The organism is Flavivirga eckloniae (assembly GCF_002886045.1).
GTDB lineage: Bacteria > Bacteroidota > Bacteroidia > Flavobacteriales > Flavobacteriaceae > Flavivirga > Flavivirga eckloniae.
In genome coordinates this window covers 1263238-1285376 of record NZ_CP025791.1, presented here as the reverse complement: position 1 = coordinate 1285376, position 22139 = coordinate 1263238, and the positions used below count along the sequence as shown (strand labels likewise).

The window sequence follows — 22139 nt, the reverse complement described above, 5'->3', positions numbered from 1 at the left end:
AATCGATGAATTTTTAATATTTTAGTGTGTTATTATAAGTAAATTAATTTTAATCAGTTCATGTTAGTAGCAAAAAGTGACTTGCACTCTGCGCTTAAAAGAAACTTTGGTTTCAATAAGTTTAAGGGTTTGCAAGAAGATGTCGTAGAAAGTATTTTATCAGGAAATCATACGTTTGTAATAATGCCAACTGGAGGAGGGAAATCATTATGTTACCAGTTGCCAGCATTAATGCAAGATGGAACAGCTATTGTGGTATCGCCATTAATAGCTCTAATGAAAAACCAAGTTGACGCGATAAGAGGTGTGTCTAACGAAGAGGGCATAGCACACGTTTTAAATTCTTCTTTAAATAAAACCGAGGTTAAACGTGTTAAGGAAGATATTATAAACGGTGTAACTAAACTATTATATGTTGCTCCGGAATCTTTAACTAAAGAGGAAAACGTTGAGTTTTTGCGATCTGTAAAGGTGTCTTTTATGGCCATCGACGAGGCTCACTGTATTAGTGAATGGGGGCACGATTTTAGACCGGAGTATAGAAATTTGCGTCATATTATTAGTAGAATAGGCGATAATATTCCAATTATAGGTCTAACTGCCACCGCAACACCAAAGGTTCAGGAAGATATTATAAAGAATTTAGGTATAAATAATGCCAAGACTTTCAAAGCATCTTTTAATAGACCTAATTTATATTATGAGGTTAGACCAAAGACAAAAAATGTAGATGCAGATATTATTCGTTTTATAAAACAAAACGAAGGCAAGTCGGGTATTGTGTATTGCTTAAGTAGAAAACGAGTTGAAGAGCTCGCTCAGGTATTACAAGTAAATGGTATAAAGGCAGTACCATACCATGCAGGACTAGATGCAAAATCGAGATCCAGCTACCAAGATAAATTCTTAATGGAAGATGTAGATGTAGTGGTAGCCACAATTGCTTTTGGTATGGGGATAGACAAGCCCGATGTGCGTTTTGTAATCCATCATGATATTCCAAAAAGTATAGAAAGTTATTATCAGGAAACTGGTAGAGCAGGACGTGATGGAGGCGAAGGCCATTGTTTGGCGTACTATGCTTATAAGGACATTGAGAAATTAGAAAAATTCATGTCTGGTAAACCTGTAGCAGAACAAGAAATTGGACATGCATTATTACAGGAAGTGATTGCTTTTGCAGAAACATCTATTTCCAGAAGAAAATTTATTTTACATTATTTTGGAGAAGAGTTTGATAATGCAACCGGCGAAGGTGGCGACATGGACGATAATGTTAGATTCCCAAAAAAGAAGCGTGAAGCTAAAGAAGATGCCGCAATATTATTGGAAACCATAGGACTAACTAACGAAAAGTATAAGTCTAAAGATTTAGTAAATGTTATAGTTGGTAAAGAAAATGCTTTAATCAACTCCCATAAAACCAATGAACAGCCATTTTTTGGAAAAGGTAAAGGCAAGGACAATAAATACTGGATGGCTTTGTTAAGACAGTTATTGGTTGCTGGTTATCTTAGAAAAGATATTGAAACGTATGGTGTTATTAAACTAAGTGATGCTGGTAAATCTTATATAAAAAATCCTGTGTCGTTTATGATGACGGAAGACCATATATATGAAGGAGAGCAAGAAGATGGTACAGTTATTACAGCAACAAAAGGAGGTGGAGCAGTAGCAGACGAAGTGTTAATGGGGATGCTTAAGGATTTGCGTAAAAAGAATGCAAAGAAATTAGGAGTACCTCCATTTGTTATATTTCAAGACCCTTCGCTAGAAGATATGGCCTTAAAATATCCAATTAACTTGGCTGAGTTAGCAAATGTTCATGGTGTAGGAGAAGGTAAAGCTAAAAAATATGGAAAAGATTTCGTAGCATTAATTTCTACTTATGTTGAAGAAAATGATATTGTTCGTCCAGACGATTTAGTTGTAAAATCAACTGGAACCAATTCGGCCAATAAATTGTATATCATTCAAAATATAGACAGAAAATTGCCTTTAGACGATATAGCATCCTCAAAAGGAATGTCTATGGAAGATTTCATTAAAGAAATGGAAGCTATTGTCTATTCTGGTACTAAATTGAATATTAGTTATTGGATTGATGATATTCTGGATGAAGATCAGCAAGAAGAAATTCATGATTATTTTATGGAATCTGAATCTGATAAAATTGATGATGCGATTGAAGAGTTTGATGGCGATTATGATCATGAAGAACTGCGTTTGTATCGTATTAAGTTTATTAGCGAAGTGGCTAATTAGTGCTCAGTTGTTAGTGTTCAGTATTCAGTAAGCAGTCCAACAGTTTAATTTTGGTTTCTTAGCGTCTCAGTGACTTCGCGAGAAAAAACAGTTTGGGTTTGTATTTTCAGTGTTCAGTTGGCAGTGTTCAGTAAACAGTAGTTTATTTGTGTCTAAGGGAGAAGAAGGGGTTAGTAAACAAGGGGCAGTTGAACAGTCGTAGTTTTCAGTAAGTTTCCATTACTTCCTTTGTGCCTTCACGCCTTCGCGAGAAAAATTCACCGATAAATTTACGGTTTGCAGTATTTAATATTCAAGCATTCGCGCTAATTAGTGAAATTCGTGTCAAAAAAAGAGCAATGTTTTTTCTTAAAAAGGTATATATAGCCCAATATTAGAGAAACAGCTTTACGTATCTCGACGTCACTTTGAGAACCTCTTTGTGATAAAATTCATAATTCATAATTCTTAATTAGTAAAACCTCGTTATCTTTGCACTTTCTTAAAAATTAGAACAATGCAAGACGGTATATACGCAAAATTTAATACAACAAAAGGAGAAATTCTTGTTGCTTTAGAGTATCAAAAAACACCGGGAACGGTAGGAAACTTCGTAGCTTTAGCCGAAGGGAATCTAGAAAATCAAGTGAAACCTCAAGGAACACCTTATTACGATGGTTTAAAGTTCCATAGAGTTATTCCAGATTTTATGATTCAGGGAGGTTGCCCTCAAGGTTCAGGTTCTGGAAACCCAGGATACCAATTTGATGATGAGTTTCATCCAGAATTAAAACATGATGGTCCTGGAGTTTTATCTATGGCAAACGCTGGACCAGGAACCAACGGTAGTCAGTTTTTCATTACCCATGTTGAAACGCCTTGGTTAGATAATAACCACACAGTTTTTGGTAAAGTAACCGAAGGTCAGGACGTCGTTGATGCTATCGCCCAAGGAGATTCTATAGATAGTTTAGAAATAATCCGTGTAGGTAACGAAGCAGAAGCATATAATGCTGTTGAGGCTTTTAGAACTTTTGAAGGATCTAGAGAAAAAAGATTGGAAGAAGAGAAAAAAGCTATTGAAGCTGAATTAGACAAAATTGCTACAGGTTTTAATAAAACAGAAAGTGGCTTACGTTACCAAATAATCCAAGAAGGAAGTGGTACAAAAGCAGAGAAAGGAAAAACAGTATCGGTTCATTATAAAGGTCAATTAGCCGATGGAACTGTTTTTGATTCTTCATACAAGCGTAATCAGCCAATCGATTTTCCTTTAGGAGTTGGTCAAGTTATACCAGGTTGGGACGAAGGTGTTAGTTTACTAAAAGTAGGCGATAAGGCACGTTTTGTAATACCAAGTAACTTAGGCTATGGAAGTAGAGGAGCAGGAGGTGTAATACCACCAAATGCCACCCTTATTTTTGATGTAGAGTTGATGGAGGTAAAATAACGGTATATACATACAAATTTATAAAAGCACCTATTCGTAGGTGTTTTTTTTATGCTTTAATTTGTTTTGTATTTCTCTGTTTGTCTGGTTTTTACGACATGGCGCTTATTTATTTTATTCATCGATTTTTTTCATTTTTAAGATTTTATATGAATATTTTTAAATTAATGATTAGTGTAAGAGATACAAATTTCTATAAGGATATTATCAAGGAGTTTAATTACTCTTTCGGTACCATATTTGTATTTAAGGATTTTATGATTTCCGAATTTAATGAAGGGGAAGTTATTGGCTGGGAAGAGCATGCCAGATTTTTTACTAAAGAGATTGCGGATTTTTTGGGAACTAATGGGGAGGACCTTATTTTTATTTCTAACAGAATTAATTCTTATTCGACCATGGCTTCAGATTGGTTAAAGTTTTTTAAACACAACTATAAATTAAAAGGTTATCTTATTGTTTCTAGTGAGAAAATATCAAAATTGGCTGTTATGACCGAGAACCTGTTTTTTAATAATAGGATTAAAAGATTCAATTCGTTGTATGCAGCCGTTAATTATGTGAAAAATGGGTTAATAGAAATCACATAAGAATTCTTACTTTTGTTAGTATGGAAGAACATACATTAGTAAAGCTTAAGTATCCAATAGGGACGTTTGATTGCCCCGGTAATATTACAGAACAGCATATAGAAAGTTGGATTTCTATATTGGAACATTTTCCTAACCGTTTAGAAAATCTTGTTAAAAACTTAACAGATGAACAATTAGATACTGTGTACAGGCCAGAAGGTTGGACGATAAGACAGGTAATTCATCACTTATCTGATAGTCATCACCATAGTTATACCCGCTTTAAATGGACATTAACAGAAGATAAACCTCTTATAAAAGCGTATTTTGAAGAGCGATGGGCAGAGCTAATAGATTCCAGAAAAGCTCCTATAGATATGTCGATTAATCACTTAAAGGCCATACATTTTAAACTTGTTTATTTGTTAAAAAAACTTACTCTGGAAGATTTAAACAAGTGTTTTGTTCACCCTGAAACAAATTCTGAAGTGTTATTAAGTTATAATGTTGGAAATTATGCATGGCATAGTAATCATCATTATGCGCATATAGAGAATTTATTGAAACGCAATAATTGGATTTAAAATTTATATGATTTTGGGAAAAACTCAAAGATTATAAAATAGTATTAGTAGTAAAATGATAAGACCCCTAAATATAAAAGATACCCAACAATTATTGGATATCTATAACTATTACGTATTGAATTCTATAGTGACTTTTGATGACGAAGCCTTGTCTTTAGAAACGTTTAAGGAAAAAATTACACGTATAAATGACGATTATCCATTCATTGTTTTCGAAGAGCATGATGAAATTCTGGGATATGCCTATGGAAGCAAGTGGCGTCCGAAACCTGCTTATAAACATACCGTAGAATCTACAGTTTATGTAAAACATGATGCATTAGGAAAACAAATAGGCTCTAAACTATATACCGAATTATTGAGCCAACTAAAAGCACAAAATTATCATATTGTTCTGGGAGGTTTAACCCTGCCAAACGATCCTAGTGTTAAGCTTCACGAAAAGTTTGGGTTCGAAAAAGTAGCCCATTTTAAAGAAGTAGGGCTAAAATTTAATAAATGGCTCGATGTTGGTTTTTGGCAGTTAAAATTTTAATTATTGTTTCCACTTAATATTACAACCAATACTGGGTTTTTGAGGCGAAGTGTTTTCGGTATTCTCAATTAAACAATCTAAAGCATGTTTTAAGTCTTTACCAGTAACAGGCATGCCATTTCCAGGGCGTGAGTCATCCAATTGCCCTCTATATGTGAGCTTTAAATTAGCATCGAAAACATAAAAATCGGGTGTACATGCCGCATCATAGGCTTTTGCTACGTCTTGTGTTTCATCGTATAAATAAGGAAACGGATAGCCTTCAGTTTTTGCATGAATAGTCATTTTATCTGGACCATCCTGCGGATAGTTAACAACATCGTTACTAGAAATGGCAACAAAGCTAACACCCTTTTTTGAGTACGAATTTGCAATTGAAACTATTTCTGGATTTACATGAATAACAAACGGACAATGGTTACAGATAAACATAATAACCGTAGCCTGATCTCCTTTCAATTGATCAAGTGATAAGTTATTACCGGATACTGTATTAAATAAATTAAATGATGGAGCTTTTGTACCCAAAGGAATCATGTTTGAGGGTGTATTTGCCATGAGAATTTAGTTTTTATCAAATTTCGTTATTTAATACCAAATAAACTTTAAAATAAATCTTAAAATTAGTTTCTGTTTCATCTAAATTGTATTTTTAATATATGAATGATACCATAACTTTTGAAGACTTTACTAAAATAGATTTACGCGTAGGGACCATTATTGAAGTAGACGATTTTCCCGAGGCAAGGAACCCAGCATATAAACTTACTATTGATTTTGGAGATTTAGGGATTAAAAAGTCATCGGCACAAATAACGACGCTTTACAAAAAAGAAGATTTATTACAAAGACAAATTGTTGCTATTGTAAACTTCCCTAAAAAACAAATTGCTAGGTTTATGAGCGAGTGTTTGGTTTTAGGAGCTGTAAATGGTAAAGATGTTATATTGCTAAATCCAGAAAATCGAGTAAAAAATGGCACACCAGTAGCTTAGTTTTCTTAAGGCTTAATGATCAAAATTAAACATAAAAAAACCGCTACAATATTGCAACGGCTTTTAAAAGAAAACTGGTAATTATATTTTATTTATATATCATCAAAATCTACATCAGTAAAGCTTTCTGTAGGTTTGTTTGTAATGTCGTCGTTAGTTGATGAAACTTTAGCGGTACTAACTTCATAGTTCTTTTTAAAGTCTTTTTGATGGCGTTCGCTTATAACTTCATCTCCTTTTTTCTCTATGATATAATCGGTCATTTCAGCTAATATATCCTTAAATTCAGAAAAATCTTCTTTGTAAATATATATTTTGTGCTTTTTGTAATGAAACGACCCATCATCGTTTGTAAACTTTTTACTTTCCGTGATAGTTAAGTAATAATCATCTGCTTTGGTGGCTCTAACATCAAAGAAGTAGGTACGTCTTCCAGCTCTTAATACTTTCGAAAAAATCTCTTCTCTCTCCATCATATCATTATTATTCATAGTGTATAGAAATTTATTAAATAATCGTTAATAAGTATCAAAAATCTAAAAAAAACCGTTATTAACCAACAAATTATCAAGTTTCTTTTTTAATTGTTATTTTTTATTGTATTGAAAGAAAAAAACTATATGCTATATGATTGGGAGTTAGAAGGTTCGAAATTTACCCAATCTATTTTTCTTACAGCAGTTATAATCAGGATTCGTCGGAATTTGTTTCACTCAATTGTTTTAAGAATAAGTGCTTGTAGTACCCCTCTGTATCTACAAGGGTTTCATGGGTGCCTTCCTGAACAATTTTTCCATCATCGAGTACTATAATTTTATCGGCATTTTTAGCAGAAGAAACCCTATGGCTTACAATGATTGTTGTCTTGCCTTTTGAAACTTTATTAAGGTTTTTCAGTATTTTTTCTTCGGTTTCGGTGTCGACAGCAGAAAGACAATCGTCGAAGAGTAATATTTTAGGCGATTTTATAATAGCCCTAGCAATAGATACACGTTGTTTTTGTCCGCCAGAAAGAGTAATGCCTCGTTCTCCTAATACCGTATCGTAGCCATTATTGAATTTAACAATGTTTTTATGTACATGCGCATTTTTTGCTGCTTCTATAACCTCATTATCAGTAGCGTTTTCTTTTCCAAACTTAATATTGTTCTTTATGGAATCTGAGAATAAAAAGGCGTCTTGCGGTACATAACCAATATTATCTCTTAAATCGATAAGGTTAAGGTCTTCGATTTTTGTTTCATTAATAACAATTGATCCTTCGTTTATATCATACAGTCTACCAATTAAATCTAAAATAGTAGATTTTCCAGATCCTGTTTTCCCTATAATAGCAAGCGTTTCACCCGCTTTTACATTAAAACTAACACCTTTTAAGGCTTGAATATTTGTATCATCGTAAGTAAAGGAAACATTATTAAAAGTGATATCTCCTGTAATTTCTGTATGAGTAGCTACCGCATTTTTAATTTCGGGTTCGATTTTTAAAAACTCGTTAATTCGCTTTTGTGAGGCTTCGGCCTGTTGTACAATGGAAGTTACCCAGCCAACTGTTGCCACCGGCCATGTAAGCATATTTACATAAATAATAAACTCGGCTATGGTACCTAAACTTTCAATTTCACCATTTATGTATTGCATACCTCCAATATAAATTACCAGTAAATTACTAGTACCTATAAGTAATATCATCATTGGGAAAAACCAAGCTTGAACCTTAGCCAAACTTATTTGTTTTTCTTTGCTTCCTAAAGCCAACGATTTAAAATTTGTTGCTGTTTGCGGCTCGATTCCATATGCCTTAATTACCGAGATACCACTAAAAGATTCCTGAGTAAACGTAGAAAGTTTAGATAAATACTCTTGAACTATAGTACTTCGTTTGTGTATTTCTTTACTTAATTTATAAATAATTACAGAAAGAATTGGTAATGGTAAAACGGTGTATAATGTTAGCTTAGGAGAAGCGTTAATCATGTAAATAATTACAATAACAAATAATGTAAATGTGTTAATACTATACATAATCGCAGGACCGGCATACATACGTACTCTTCCCACGTCCTCGGTAATACGGTTCATTAAATCACCAGTTCTGTTATTTTTGTAAAAGTTTAACGAAAGCTTTTGATACTGCTCATAAACTTCATTTTTCAAATCAAATTCAATATAACGAGATACATTAATAATGGTTTGTCGCATAAAAAAGGTGAGTATAGCACCTATTATTGCTGCTCCAACAATGTAAAGAATCGCTTCTAATAGTTCTGCCTTAAAAACCTCTTGTGTAATTTTACCGCTCTTGGCCTCGCCAACTACTACAAAAATTTGTTTTACATAACGCGGTGTATAGAGCAGAAAAATTCTGGCAGCAATAGTAATTACCACACCTATTAACAGATGGGTTTTATATTTTAAAAAGTATTTATTTAGATGTTGTAATTCTTTCATTTACTATTGTAACAAGAGAGCAAAGATAATGTATTAATGAGAATAAAAAGGGGATATAAGAAATAGGTAATTGTTAAATATAGTTTAAAATATTAATTCAATAATAAAATAAAAATATGAAGCTACTTTTCAAAATAGTATTATTTTTGCTGCGGAAAAACAATGAGAAACCTTCATATTTTTTAATCTTAAGTTCTTTGTAATTATGCTAAATAGAAGACATATTCGTGTAAAAGTAATGCAAACTATATATGCCTTTAAAGGAGGAGAAAGTGATGATTTTTCTAAAGATCAAAGGTTTCTATTATTTAGTATAGATAACATGTACAACTTGTACTTGTTGTTAATCTCGTTATTAATTGAAGTACAAAAAAGAGCGGAAGACGATTTACAAAAAAAGCAAAAGAAACATTTAGCAACCCAGGAAGACAAAGATCCTAACAAGAAGTTTGTTAATAATCAATTGCTTAGGCTTTTAAGAGATAACCTGCGATTAAAAGACCTATTTGATAAACACAAAATAACCAATTGGGAATTAGACAGCGAGTATGTAGATGTTATTTTTAAAGCCATTACTAAAAGTGATTTGTATAAGGATTATATGCAAACAAGGGTATCTGATTTTAAAGAGGACAAAGACTTTATTATAGATGTATTTAAAGATATTGTTGCGCCAAACGAAAAGCTTTATGAGTATTTAGAGGATAAAAACCTAACTTGGTTAGATGACCTTCCAACGGTAAATACCACGATTTTAAAGTTATTGAGAAAAGTTAAAACCGTTTCTGAAGATAACCATTTTACGCCTAAGCTGTATAAAGATATCGAAGATCAGCAATTTGCAGTTAACTTATTTAAGAAAACACTTTTAAACAGATCGTCTCTTAATAAGGAGATTGAAATAAAAACCAAAAACTGGGATTCTGAACGTATTGCCATGGTAGATTATGTATTATTGCAAATGGCTATTAATGAATTGAAAAACTTTCCTTCTATTCCTGTAAAAGTTACTATTAATGAATATTTGGAAATAGCCAAGGAATACTCCACACCAAAAAGTAGTGTATTTATAAATGGTATTTTAGATAAATTAGTTAAGGAATACACTGCAGATGGGAAACTAAATAAGGTGGGTAGAGGATTAATGTAATCTTCTCTGTTAAGAAGGTATTAAAAATTTTTAATAGATTAAATAATTACTATTTTTACAACACAAATGACAAAAAGCTTTAAAATGAAAAAACTAGTATTAGGATTAAGTGCCTTGTGTTTAATTGCATTTACTTCTTGTAAAGAAAATGCTGCCAAAAAAATTGATGAAAACAATATAGCTGCTGCAGCTGAGAGAGATGCAAGTTCATCTAAATTTCCGGTAATTGAGTTTGACAAAAAGGAACATGATTTTGGTGAAATTGAAGCTAAAACACCAGTTTCGACGGTTTTTAAATATAAAAACTCTGGAGATGCTCCTTTAGTTATTACAGATATTAAAAGTTCTTGTGGATGTACAGTACCTCAAGATTGGAGCAGAGAACCTTTAGAACCAGGAGCTTCAGGACAATTTTCTGTTAAATTTAATGGAAGCGGAACAAACAAAGTTTCTAAAACAATTACTGTTACAGCTAACACGGAAAAAGGAACAGAAACTGTAAAAATTACAGCTTTTGTAAAACCAGATCCAAATGCACAAGCAAAAAACAACCCAACTGCGCCAACAATTCAAGCGCAAAAATAAAAAGAAAATAAGATGGAAGGACTAGGGCAATTTATGCCATTTATACTAATGTTTGTAGTTGTGTATTTCTTTATGATTGCACCGCAAATGAAACGTGCAAAAAAAGAAAAGAAATTTGCAGCAGAGTTAAAGAAAGGCGATAAGGTTATTACTAAAAGCGGATTGCATGGTAAAATTTTAGAGCTTAACGATAAAGACGGAAGTTGCGTTATAGAAACTATGTCTGGTAAAGTTAAGTATGAGCGTTCTGCCATCTCTATGGAAATGAGTTTGAAATTGAAAGCTCCTGCTCCAGCAAAAAAGTAAAGCATTTTTTATAATTAATGTATACAAAAGAGCTTCCATTTTGGAGGCTCTTTTTATGTACTCAATTTTTAATGAGAGTTTGATAAAAATTTCAAAAGATAGGCAGCAATTATAGACCTGTCAGGTTTTAAAACCTGACAGGTCTGATTCGGTAACTATTAGTTTTAGTATATATCTAGCTGATATTGTTTTAAGATCATTTGCTTACTTAGGAAGCGGACTAATAATCTTTACATTTTGAAAAGCAATTGCTCCTCTAATAACACCAGATATAACATCCCGTAATGCTTCAATAATTTGCATCTTTAATTCACTCTTATGATAGATAATACTCACTTCTCTGGCTGGAGAGGGCTCATTAAAATAGTGGAGGTTTTCCTTTTCTTTATCGTCTGCATCTAAAGTATGTAAATAAGGTAAGAGCGTCATACCCAAACCTTCGTTTGAAAGTTTTATAAGAGTTTCTATACTGCCGCTTTCCAGTTGAAACTGATCGTTTTCATGGTTTTTAAACGCTTTACAAAGATTAATAACACCATCTCTAAAGCAATGTCCGTCCTCAAGTAATAGCATATCATCAATATCCAGATCAGATACATCTATTTTTTTCTGATCATTCAGTCTATGGTTTTTAGGAATGTAACCAACAAACGGTTCGAAATAAAGCACGCGTTCCTTTATGTTTTCATCTTCCAAAGGAGTTGCAGCTATAGCAGCGTCTAAATGGCCATCATTAATTCTCGAAATGATTTCTTCTGTTGTTAACTCTTCTATTTTAAGCTTAACCTTAGGATGCTTCTTTATAAAGTTCTTTAAAAACATAGGCAGTAGGGTTGGCATTATAGTTGGTATAATACCAAGCTTAAATTCACCACCAATAAAGCCTTTTTGTTGGTCTACAATATCTTGAATTCTATAGGATTCGTTTACAATATTTCTGGCTTGCGTAACAATTTTTTTACCAACATCGGTTAATTCGATGGGCTTTTTAGTACGGTCGAAAATTTGTACATCTAATTGATCTTCAAGTTTTTGTATCTGCATGCTTAGAGTAGGTTGAGTAACAAAACATTTCTCTGCAGCTTTAGTGAAATTCTGGTTTTCGGCAACGGCCAAAACATAATATAATTGGGTAATCGTCATAAGAATCAGTTTAGACTATAAAAATATAAAAACTATCAATAAAATTTATAGAAACAACTGTTAATTATAAATTAAATTTGTTGTAATCATAAAACAAAGTTCTCATATGGTCACTGAGTAGAGTCGAAGTTGATCACTGAGCGGAGTCGAAGTGTCCATATTATTAATAACAAAAAAATAATTAAAAAATGACATTAAATAGTTTAGGGTTAGATACCCAAAAGACCAAAGATTTAGCGGGAGATTTGAACCGCTTATTAGCTAATTTTCAAACATACTATCAGAATTTAAGAGGTATTCATTGGAATATAAAAGGGAGACAGTTTTTCGATTTACATGTGAAATTTGAGGAGCTATACGATGATGCTAATGCAAAAGTTGATTTAATAGCAGAACGTATTTTAACACTAGGAGAAACACCGCTTCATACATTCGAAGACTATGTAAAACAAGCTAAGGTACCGATTGGTAAAAATATCTCTCAGGATGATAAAGCGGTACGTTTAATTGTTGATTCGTTAACCGAACTCTTAAAAATTGAACGATTAATTTTGGATAAGTCGGACGATGCTAACGATGAAGGTACCAATTCTATGATGAGCGATTTTATTACCGAGCAGGAAAAAACGATTTGGATGATGAAAGCTTGGTTGAATGAAACGGTTTAGGTTTCCTGAATACTTGTTGTATGTACTTTAATTTGACACGAATTTCACGAATTTACACGAATTATATAATCTGTCTATTGACTGATTAACTAACGTCTGTTCGGTGTATTAAAAACTGACAATCAGGAATTTGTATGTTTGAATAAAAAACCAATGTCATTCCGAACGAGGTACGAGGAGCCTGCCTGTCGGCAGACAGGGAATCTCATCTTTATGAGATATCTCGAAAATTTATCCTGAGCGGAATCGATGGGCTGACATTGACAAAACATTATTCATCAATAATATAAATATTATTTACCTGTTTCAATTTACATCGAAGTTCACGTTAATTCGTGTAAATTAGTGAAATTCGTGTCTTTTTTTAAACATAAAGAAACTGCAACTAAAGCAAGCCACGTGCTTTTATTTCCAAGTACTTATTAATAGTATCTATGGTAAGATTTTCTGGTGTAGTTAATATGGAATAGATACCATACTTTTTCAATTCGTTAACAATCAAACGCTTTTCAAATGCAAATTTTTCGGCAATAACTTTATCATAAACTTGTTGCACCGTTTCTGCCTTTTCGTTAATTAAATTATCAAGCTCGGTATTTTTAAAGAAAATAACAACAAGCATATGACTTTTAGAAATGGCTTTTAAATAGGGTAATTGCCTGTTTAAGCCATCCAACGTCTCAAAATTGGTGTACATTAAAATAAGGCTTCTGTGCGTAATATGACGCTTTATACTGCCATATAATCTGCTAAAATCACTTTCAAAAAAGTCTGTCTTAACATTGTAAAGTGATTCTAAAATTAGCTGCATTTGCGAGCTTCTTTTTTCGGCTACAACAACATTGTCTATGTGTTTAGAAAATGAAAACATGCCTGCCTTATCATGTTTCTTTAAAACAACATTACTAATTACAAGGGCGGCATTAATGGCATAATCTAAAAGGCTTAAGCCGTTAAAAGGCATTTTCATTATACGACCTTTATCTATAATAGAATAAACAGGTTGCGATTTTTCATCTTGAAACTGATTAACCATCAGTTGGTTTTTCTTTGCTGTTGCTTTCCAATTTATGGTACGTAAATCGTCCCCTAAAACATACTCCTTAATTTGCTCAAATTCCATGGAATGACCAAGTCGCCTTACTTTTTTAAGTCCGTATTCCAACGAATTCTTATTAATGTTTAAGAGTTCGAACTTCTTTAATTGCTTAAAACTAGGGTAAGTTGGTACCATGTCTCCATGGTTGAATGTAAAGCGTTTTGCCACCAAGTTTATAATAGAAGATACATAGATGTTTAAATTTCCGAAGTGATATTCGCCCCGTTCGGTTGGCTTTAAATGGTAAAGAACCGATTTGGATTTATTAGGAGCGATATGCTCTTTAATTTTAAAGTCCCTAACTTGAAACTGTTCTGGTATCTCATCAATAATTTCCAAATAAACCGAAATAGGGTAGTTATTCCTAATATCGAGTGTTATTTGATTTTTATCTCCATTAGAAAACTTATCTGGCAGTACTCTGGTAGCTTCAAGTTTTTTTCTTCCTATAAACACAATTAGAAGATCTAAAAAGAAGAGAAGAATGAGGACTAATATAGACAGTTGCGCAACATTAAATAGTAGCGGAATGAAATAACTTAAAGCAAACAATACTACGATACCGATACCGGCGTAGAAAAAACGTGGTTGTATGTAGAATGGTTTAAATAATTTCAAGGTTTGTTAAAAGTTAAAAGTTAAAAGTTAAAAGTTAAAAGTGAGATTCTTCGCTTTGCTCTGAATGACATTGGTTTTTTATTTTGATTACTGATTACTGATTACTGATTACTGATTACTGGTTGTTGGTTACTGGTTGTTGGTTGCTGGTTGTTGGTTTTTGGTTGCTGAGACTGCCAACTGAAACTTATCACTGCCAACTAATTAACGAGGTATCTCAACAGTTTCAATAATTTGTTTTATAATTTGTTTACTAGAAACGCCTTCCATTTCGCGTTCTGGTGTTACGATAACCCTATGATGCAACACAGGAATAGCAGCACGTTTTATATCCTCTGGTGTCACAAAATCGCGACCAGACATAGCAGCAAATGCCTTACTAGATTTTAATATGGCAATAGATGCTCTTGGTGAAGCTCCTAAATATAAAAACTGATTGCTACGGGTAGCTACAATAAGTTCCGCAATGTATTTTAGTAAATGCTTTTCTACTATAACCTGACTTACTAAATTTTGATACTTTACAACCTGTTCGCCCGTTAAAAAAGATGTAAGTGAGTCCGTTTTTGACTTATCTTTTAACTCGTGTTCTCTGGAAAGTATTTCTATTTCTTCATCTAAATTAGGGTAGTTAACGTCAATTTTAAACAAAAACCGGTCTAATTGTGCTTCTGGCAGTCTGTATGTTCCTTCTTGTTCTACTGGGTTTTGGGTGGCTAAAACCATAAAGGGAGGATCAAGTTCAAATTTATTACCATCAATTGTAATTTGTTGCTCTTCCATGACTTCAAACAAAGCTGCTTGTGTTTTGGCAGGCGCTCTATTAATTTCATCAATAAGCACCATATTCGAAAAAATAGGACCTTTTTTAAATTCGAATTCCGATTTCTTTAAGTTGAAAACAGAAGTTCCTAAAATATCACTAGGCATTAAATCTGGTGTGAATTGAATACGGCTAAAATCTACACTTAAAGATTTTGCCAAAAGCTTAGCAGTAACAGTCTTTGCAACACCTGGAACACCTTCTATAAGCGAATGTCCTTTAGCCAGAAGTGATGCAATAAGCATATCTACCATGTCTTTTTGACCAACGATTATTTTACCAACCTCTTGTTTTATCTGGTTAACACTTTGCTGAAGTTCAGATAGATCCAAACGGTTTTGAAATTGTAAATTATTGGTGTCTTCCAATGCACTGCTATCAATAGATGATAAGGTGTCAGATTTCGGTAAAAAATCTTGATGGTCTTGAGATTCTATATTTTCGTCCATAATTATGTAGTATAAAAAGCTTCAATATGCCTATTTAGCTTTATTAGATTTTCTTCAAAAAATTCGTTTTTCGATCTTAGCCAATTAATATAATTGATTAATTTTTTAACATCGTCTTTTTTCTTTCCGGTTTTGGCTGCCAGTCTAACTATAAATTCATCGTTTAATATAGCTGTATCTATATTATAATCGGTTCTTATTTTTTCTAAAAAATACGTTATTTTTTTATCAATTAAGTTTTTATGGTCTTGAGTATCGAAATACAGATTAGATACACTCTTTACAAAAGCGACGGTAGTATTTTGCAACGGTTTTATAATTTTAATAATACGTTGTCTGCGTTTGGCATTAAATATCATAAATAAAATGCCAAAAATTATAGCAGTGTACCACGCCCATCTAAACGACAATTGTTCGAGAAACCAGCTTAAATTCGATTCCTTTTCAACATCGCCATAGTAATCTGTTTGTATTTTAGTATACGAATCGAAATACACGTTGTTTTCTGGTAAATAAGAAATTAGTCCTTCGGTATATTTATATCGATCCTCTTTTAGAATATTATAATTTGTAAACGCTTTTGGTTCTAAATGTAAGTATATATCGCCTTTACCAAAAGGAACATGAATAAAATTAACATGTTTATAATCGATTTTAGAATGCCCTAGAACATTGTAGTTTATGGTATCGAAGCGAGAAAAATAATAGTCCCCGGCATTTTTATCTATAACAGTACTTTTAATATCTACATGCTTAAGTGATTCGTATGAAATACTGTCCTTTTTTTCATTTAAAATATAATCAACATCAATATCTAAAGTGTCATGAATTTTTTGGGAAAAATAATAATCGGATATAAATAACGCATTTCCAGCATCGGCAAAGTTTAATAATTCATCTATCGAATCATTATCCAAATAATCGGAATTTCCAATAATAATAAAACTTCCTTCGGCAACATGTTCCCCATAGCCATCCTCGGAATTCGCACTTAAATAGCTTCCGGGTTGATGAAACACGGTTCTAACTTTATAATCTTTAAAAAGCTTAGGCAATTCCTTATAAAATATACTAACCCCGTAAGGTTTGTTACTTTTTTCGTTAAAGGATTCTTCCCAATCTACCGTTCTGGTTTGCTTTACGCCAATAAGTACAGCTCCTGTAATTATCAAGACAACAAGTATTATGGCGATAGGTAAAACTTTCTTCATTATTTTACCTGATTTAAAAGGGTTAGAAAATTGTTTTTGGCCTTGTTGTATTGTTTAACATTTAATGCGAATTTCCCATACCAGATATAATTGTATAGGTAAGACGCATATTCAAATGCCTTGCTAAATGGTTTTTCGCTTATTTCGTTTAAATATTCACTATTGGTTTTATCGTCTTCAAATTTTATATGTTTTTTTATGCTGAGTGTTTTTAAAACTAACAAGTAGTAGTATCTAATGGCTAGTCGGTAATTGTTTTCATTTTCAGCATTCTTTATTAATGCATGTATATCTGCATGTTCGATATTTTCGGCAGTTATTTCCTCAAAGTCGTTAAGGGTTTGGTTTTTTCTTGAAGAAAACAATCCTGAACCACCTTCATTTAATAAAATATAAACCAGATAAACTACAGCAAGGGCTATGGCGATATAAAATAGCCAACCTATAGGACCAATGTTTATGGTTATGACGTTTTCATCGTTTGTTTCCTTTTGTGATGGCTTTTTGTTTTTATAATCTTCGTATTTGCCAGAACCATTGGGCGTTTCGGTTACAATTTTTTTTCCTTCGTAATTGAATTTATTACCCGAATAGCGGTCTTTAAAATCGTCGTCAAACTGTCTTATAAATTCAGGCTGTTGTACTGTATTAGTGCTTAAGGAGATTTGGCAGTAACAAACCGCAAAAAGTAAAAAAAAGATTATATGTAATCTACAGCTTTTCAAGTGGTATATGCAGGTTTAGAATTTGGGGTTGGGTGATTTTTTTCTGAACTTTAAAAGGATACACTAAATAATAGTAGCTAATAATACTTAATGTGGTTAGTATAATGCCAATGGATAGCCAATTCGGCATAACATTAGAATAACGAGTAACAAAACCTTCCAGAAATCCGGCAGAAAACATAAAAGGGTATGAGCTTATTAAAATTTTAATACCCGTTTTCGCACCTTTTTTAAACGATGTATATCTGGAATGCGTGCCGGGAAATAGAATACTGGCTCCAAGAATAAGACCGGCGGAGGCTTGAATAACTATGGCAAATATTTCCATAGCGCCATGAATCCAAATGCCTCGAACACTTTCCCAAAACACATCTTTTTCATAAAAGAAATATTGAAAAGAGCCTAGCATGATAAAGTTTTCGAACATAACCCAAATGGTAAGTATACCAAGAGTTACGCCAAATATGAATGCCATAGCTCCAACTTTCATATTATGTATCGAAATCTCTATAAAACTTCCCCAATTACTTCCGCTACCATAAATAGCCATGGGGTTTCCTGCTTCTATATTTTCTATGGTTTGATCTACATAACCATCACCTAATATCGATCGTAAAAACTCAGCATTATTGGCTGCAGAGATTACACCAATAGCGGTGAAAATAAAAAACAGGATAAAAGCAACGTAAATAAATTTTCGGTATTGATAGCAAATCAAGGGAATTTCGGTTTTCCAGAACGCAAAAATTCTATTTGTATCTTCTCGTTTTGTTTTATAAATTTTTTGAAAAGCCTTCGCAGCTAATTGATTAAGGTATATAATAACCTTACTTTTAGGATAATAGGTTTGCGCGTACGCTAAATCGTTTATTAAATGAATGTATTGCGATGCAAGTTCGTCCGGATCTTCAAAGTCATTATTAAAGACAGCTCTTTCAAAACTTAACCATTTTTCCTTATTTTGCTTGATGAATGAAACCTCCCTCATAGATTTGATAAAATAAAATATAAAATGTCAGAGTTACAAATTAACACGACCCAAAATGTAAAAATAACGTTCAACGCTGCAGGTGGTGGAGAAAGATTGTTAGCATTTTTTATAGATTGGGCTATTAAAATAGGGTATTATCTTATTTTAAATAACATATTTGGTGTTTTTGAGGATATGGACAGTTGGTCGCAAATGGCCATTAATACGGTGCTAAGTTTTCCAGTAATGTTCTATACTTTGGCTTTAGAGTCTTTTTTGCAGGGGCAAACCATAGGCAAGAAAGCCCTTAAGATTAGGGTTGTTAAAATAGATGGATATCAAGCTTCTTTCTCCGATTACGTGGTACGCTGGTTTTTTAGAATTGCAGATATTTATATGCTGGGGTTAGGCTTTTTCGTTATGTTGTTTAACAAGAAAACACAACGACTAGGGGATATGGCAGCAGGAACCGCTGTAATTTTATTAAAAGATAGCGTAAATATTAGCCATACTATTTTAGAGAATTTAAAACAAGATTACAAACCTACTTACCCCAATGTTATTAAATTGTCTGATAATGACGCGCGTATTATAAAGGATACTTTTGTTACGGCAAGACTATCGAGAGATTATGAAACATTAATAAAGTTGAGAACCAAAATTGTAGAGGTTGCCGGTATAAAAGAAGTGAAACATAACAATGATGTGCAGTTTATAGATGTTATTTTAAAGGATTATAATTTTTACACCCAAGATATGTAAGCAGAGAACCACTTTTTGCCTTAGCAAAAAGTGTGTGAATCGCTTATCCCGAGCAAAGCCTCGGGATCTTGATTAAGAGAAACAATGTTTAAGAACAACTTATTTCGAGTGAATAATGTCATTAAATTAAGAGTTATGATGTCTGTTTTGGGATCAAAGACAAAGAATTATCAAGCATATAAAATGATGTAATGTTTAGTCGAGATTAGAAACAAAAATTTTATCAAGCGGAAATAATGACGTCATGTCTAAAGGAGCGCGGTCGAGAGGTTTTAAGAAGGTCTCGACTGCGCTCGACCGGACATAGATCAATTGCTTGTATAAAAGAAACTTACAAGTGACGTCAATGGCAGTACTTCTGCGCTCGAGAGAACATTGTTAAATATTAGAGAATAATGATCTACACTATCGATATTTTAGGAACCGTTGCTTTTGCAATTTCTGGTGTATTAGTGGCAATCAATAAAAAGATGGATTTATTCGGAATCTTAATTATTGGTTTTGTTACAGCAGTAGGAGGGGGCACGTTAAGAGATTTGCTTATAGGTGATACGCCAGTAAGTTGGATGCGGGACATTACTTTTACCTACGTTATTGTTGCATCTGCTATTTTTGCAATCCTTTTTAGGAGTAAGATCAATTATTTAAGAACGTCACTCTTTTTGTTTGATACTATTGGTATTGGTTTGTATACCTTGGTTGGTATTGAAAAAGGGCTTAATGCCGAATTGCATCCTATTATCTGCATCGCTTTAGGCACCATGACAGCTAGTTTTGGAGGTGTTATACGCGATATTTTATGCAATGAAATTCCTGTTATTTTTAGAAAAGAAATCTATGCTACCGCTTGTATACTTGGAGGAGTTACCTTCTTTTTATTACGAGAACTACCCATAACAAATAATGTTGTTTTTATAATAGCAGGAATCGTTGTTATTGTAGTTAGACTGTTAGCAGTGAAGTTTAAAATAGCACTGCCAACAGTTTATAAATAGTTAAATATTATTTTCCTGTTTACTCAATATTGATTTCGAAAACATCTTTTATTCCGTCTTTTTTAAACGTTACAGGTTCGTTTGCAGAAACAGGAAATGCATCGTCCCAGGAGTAAAGTTCGATGTTTACTTTTCCTTTTTTATGGGCTTTAACTGTGCCGAATTTGTCAATAGAAGCTATTTCCGGGTTTTCAGAATGCCAAATAATATTATTTCTGGTAGCATTTTTTGGTGTTATCTCGTGGATTAATAGCATGTCTTCACCAACTTTTAACTCATGCTTTACGCCAGTTATTTTTAAACTTTTTACAGGAACATGTTTGTGTACTTCAATGGTGTTTTTAAGTAACTTATAGGCGTCTTCCTGTGTTTTGGTAAGTTCGTTTGTGTTTAAACCACTATAAAGTAAAACTCCAAAAAGACGTTCTTTAAAGAAATCGCCTTTTCGTTCCAATGGATCGGTTCTTAAATCGAAAAACCTACCATTAGGAAACTCTTCGGTAGGCGCGTAAAATTTAAAATCTTTATTAAAGGCATATTTTAATAATTCCGTTTCATTAGTATAAGGCGAATTGGCGTTGTACCAACTATAAATAACGTCGCGGTGCGATTGTTTTTGTTCTTTTAATGGTTTCCAAAAGCTAATACCGTCCAATTCATTTTTTCTAGGAATTTCTATTCCTGCTGCATCACAAATTGTTGGGAAAATATCGGTAAGGTCAACCAGTCCATTATATTGTTTACCACTTGGAAGTTGCTTTGGCTGATTAAGAATAAGAGGCACATGCGTACCATTATCTGCTGTTCCGCCTTTTCTGCCAGGATATACTTTATCATCAGGCCAAACATGCGTAAAAGACTCTTTAGTACCGTTATCGCCCATAACAATTACCAAGGTGTTTTCTCGTAAATTATGTTCGTCTAGTTTATCAATAACCTTTCCAATCAATTTATCCATATAGGAAACCATATCCGGGAAGTATCTTTGGTCATCTCCAGTATGTCCGTTTCTGTTATTGTTGGCTTCATCAAAATTATCGAACAAGCTGTTTGGTTTGGTGTCCGGAGTAGGTTTATGATCGTCGTGAACCAACAACATCGGGTAGTATAAGAAAAACGGTTTGTCTTTGTTTTTATCAATAAACTTTAAAGCATCTCTGTTGCAAATATCAGGACCATACCAACGTCTACCGGTTTCCGGGTCTAAATCGGTTCTGCCTTCATAATTCATTACTTGACCATTTACTACTAAATTCGGGTTGATAAAACGTTGCCCTTCCGTAAGTACATCAAAACAGGTAAACTCATCCCATCCAAATTCGTAAATATAATCCTTACCATGAATTTCTTTCGAGCCTCTGGTTTGTTTCCATTTTCCAAAAATTCCTGTAGCATAACCATTTTTTTGAAACAGATCACCAAAGGTTATATCGGATTTATGTTGGGATTTACAACGTAAAAAGTTTCTGGAATTGTGTTTTCCAGACATCAAGGCTATTCTGGTGGCTTCGCATAAAGGATAAGCATGTGCATTATTAAATAGAATACCTTCGTCTGCAAGTTTATCTATTTGCGGTGTGGCATATTCAACATTTTTAAACAAACCTCTATTAGATGAAACTCGATTAGCACCATAGGCAGAAACACCTAAGTGGCTTAAGTCGTCAATTAAAATAAGGACGACATTGGGTTTGTCCTTAGGCTCAATTTCAATTACAGTGGGCTCGTTTTTCGATTTGCAGGAGTTAAGTAGTAAAAATATACTCAAAAGCACTGCCCATTTTATTTTTAACATATATGA

22 protein-coding genes are annotated in these 22139 nt (G+C 33.1%); 12 read left to right on the top strand and 10 right to left on the bottom strand.

Annotated elements, in window-relative coordinates; all coding sequences use genetic code 11:
* The first annotated feature begins 60 nt into the window (after window positions 1-60).
* The 5 genes from C1H87_RS05245 to C1H87_RS05225 all read left to right on the top strand — a co-directional run bounded on the left by C1H87_RS05245 (window position 61) and on the right by C1H87_RS05225 (window position 5388).
* A complete protein-coding gene (locus C1H87_RS05245) occupies window positions 61-2265 on the top strand; it encodes an ATP-dependent DNA helicase RecQ (protein ID WP_102754811.1) in 2205 nt (734 codons plus the stop codon).
* Between the two features lie 496 nt (window positions 2266-2761).
* Window positions 2762-3694, top strand: coding sequence for a peptidylprolyl isomerase (locus C1H87_RS05240; protein ID WP_102754810.1), 933 nt, complete (start codon window positions 2762-2764; stop codon window positions 3692-3694).
* A gap of 149 nt (window positions 3695-3843) precedes the next feature.
* On the top strand, window positions 3844-4284 hold the full coding sequence (locus C1H87_RS05235) for a hypothetical protein (RefSeq protein WP_158655129.1): 441 nt from the start codon (window positions 3844-3846) through the stop codon (window positions 4282-4284).
* Between the two features lie 20 nt (window positions 4285-4304).
* Entirely contained in the window at window positions 4305-4850 is a 546-nt protein-coding gene (locus C1H87_RS05230; RefSeq protein ID WP_102754808.1) for a YfiT family bacillithiol transferase, read from the top strand.
* A gap of 55 nt (window positions 4851-4905) precedes the next feature.
* Window positions 4906-5388: a GNAT family N-acetyltransferase gene (locus C1H87_RS05225; RefSeq protein ID WP_102754807.1), complete on the top strand. Its 483-nt coding sequence runs from the start codon at window positions 4906-4908 to the stop codon at window positions 5386-5388.
* On the opposite strand, the gene C1H87_RS05220 is transcribed toward C1H87_RS05225, so the two are convergent.
* On the bottom strand, window positions 5389-5946 hold the full coding sequence (locus C1H87_RS05220) for a thioredoxin family protein (RefSeq protein WP_102754806.1): 558 nt from the start codon (window positions 5944-5946) through the stop codon (window positions 5389-5391).
* A gap of 101 nt (window positions 5947-6047) precedes the next feature.
* Between C1H87_RS05220 and C1H87_RS05215 the strand changes: the two genes are divergently transcribed.
* Entirely contained in the window at window positions 6048-6383 is a 336-nt protein-coding gene (locus C1H87_RS05215) for a tRNA-binding protein (protein WP_102754805.1), read from the top strand.
* A gap of 92 nt (window positions 6384-6475) precedes the next feature.
* On the opposite strand, the gene C1H87_RS05210 is transcribed toward C1H87_RS05215, so the two are convergent.
* Entirely contained in the window at window positions 6476-6874 is a 399-nt protein-coding gene (locus C1H87_RS05210) for a PUR family DNA/RNA-binding protein (RefSeq protein ID WP_102754804.1), read from the bottom strand.
* A 196-nt stretch (window positions 6875-7070) separates the two neighbouring features.
* Window positions 7071-8834, bottom strand: coding sequence for an ABC transporter ATP-binding protein (locus tag C1H87_RS05205; RefSeq protein ID WP_102754803.1), 1764 nt, complete (start codon window positions 8832-8834; stop codon window positions 7071-7073).
* Between the two features lie 205 nt (window positions 8835-9039).
* Between C1H87_RS05205 and nusB the strand changes: the two genes are divergently transcribed.
* The 3 genes from nusB to yajC all read left to right on the top strand — a co-directional run bounded on the left by nusB (window position 9040) and on the right by yajC (window position 10875).
* The gene (gene nusB, locus C1H87_RS05200; protein WP_233783353.1) at window positions 9040-9984 is read left to right on the top strand and encodes a transcription antitermination factor NusB; all 945 of its coding nucleotides are present in this window, start codon (window positions 9040-9042) and stop codon (window positions 9982-9984) included.
* Window positions 9985-10068: 84 nt separating this feature from the next.
* Window positions 10069-10569, top strand: a complete 501-nt coding sequence (locus tag C1H87_RS05195) for a DUF1573 domain-containing protein (protein WP_102758179.1) — start codon at window positions 10069-10071, stop codon at window positions 10567-10569.
* Between the two features lie 12 nt (window positions 10570-10581).
* Window positions 10582-10875, top strand: coding sequence for a preprotein translocase subunit YajC (yajC, locus tag C1H87_RS05190; protein ID WP_102754802.1), 294 nt, complete (start codon window positions 10582-10584; stop codon window positions 10873-10875).
* A gap of 204 nt (window positions 10876-11079) precedes the next feature.
* On the opposite strand, the gene C1H87_RS05185 is transcribed toward yajC, so the two are convergent.
* Window positions 11080-12018: a LysR family transcriptional regulator gene (locus C1H87_RS05185; protein WP_102754801.1), complete on the bottom strand. Its 939-nt coding sequence runs from the start codon at window positions 12016-12018 to the stop codon at window positions 11080-11082.
* Window positions 12019-12206: 188 nt separating this feature from the next.
* Here C1H87_RS05185 and C1H87_RS05180 point away from each other — a divergent pair, with 188 nt between their 5' ends.
* A complete protein-coding gene (locus C1H87_RS05180) occupies window positions 12207-12686 on the top strand; it encodes a Dps family protein (RefSeq protein ID WP_102754800.1) in 480 nt (159 codons plus the stop codon).
* 385 nt (window positions 12687-13071) lie between these two features.
* On the opposite strand, the gene C1H87_RS05175 is transcribed toward C1H87_RS05180, so the two are convergent.
* The 5 genes from C1H87_RS05175 to C1H87_RS05155 form a co-directional block, all read right to left on the bottom strand.
* Window positions 13072-14403: a DUF58 domain-containing protein gene (locus C1H87_RS05175; protein WP_199769334.1), complete on the bottom strand. Its 1332-nt coding sequence runs from the start codon at window positions 14401-14403 to the stop codon at window positions 13072-13074.
* Window positions 14404-14607: 204 nt separating this feature from the next.
* A complete protein-coding gene (locus C1H87_RS05170) occupies window positions 14608-15675 on the bottom strand; it encodes an AAA family ATPase (RefSeq protein ID WP_102754799.1) in 1068 nt (355 codons plus the stop codon).
* A 2-nt stretch (window positions 15676-15677) separates the two neighbouring features.
* A complete protein-coding gene (locus C1H87_RS05165) occupies window positions 15678-16886 on the bottom strand; it encodes a DUF4350 domain-containing protein (protein ID WP_102754798.1) in 1209 nt (402 codons plus the stop codon).
* Window positions 16886-17611, bottom strand: coding sequence for a hypothetical protein (locus tag C1H87_RS05160; protein ID WP_102754797.1), 726 nt, complete (start codon window positions 17609-17611; stop codon window positions 16886-16888). The genes C1H87_RS05165 and C1H87_RS05160 overlap by 1 nt, the downstream gene beginning before the upstream one ends.
* On the bottom strand, window positions 17598-18599 hold the full coding sequence (locus C1H87_RS05155) for a stage II sporulation protein M (RefSeq protein ID WP_102754796.1): 1002 nt from the start codon (window positions 18597-18599) through the stop codon (window positions 17598-17600). The genes C1H87_RS05160 and C1H87_RS05155 overlap by 14 nt, the downstream gene beginning before the upstream one ends.
* A gap of 24 nt (window positions 18600-18623) precedes the next feature.
* On the opposite strand from C1H87_RS05155, the gene C1H87_RS05150 reads away from it, so the two are divergent.
* Entirely contained in the window at window positions 18624-19343 is a 720-nt protein-coding gene (locus tag C1H87_RS05150) for an RDD family protein (protein WP_102754795.1), read from the top strand.
* 395 nt (window positions 19344-19738) lie between these two features.
* A complete protein-coding gene (locus tag C1H87_RS05145; RefSeq protein WP_102754794.1) occupies window positions 19739-20338 on the top strand; it encodes a trimeric intracellular cation channel family protein in 600 nt (199 codons plus the stop codon).
* 19 nt (window positions 20339-20357) lie between these two features.
* Here the strand turns inward: C1H87_RS05145 and C1H87_RS05140 are convergent, their stop codons facing one another.
* Window positions 20358-22133, bottom strand: a complete 1776-nt coding sequence (locus C1H87_RS05140; RefSeq protein WP_102754793.1) for a sulfatase-like hydrolase/transferase — start codon at window positions 22131-22133, stop codon at window positions 20358-20360.
* Between the last annotated feature and the right edge of the window lie 6 nt (window positions 22134-22139).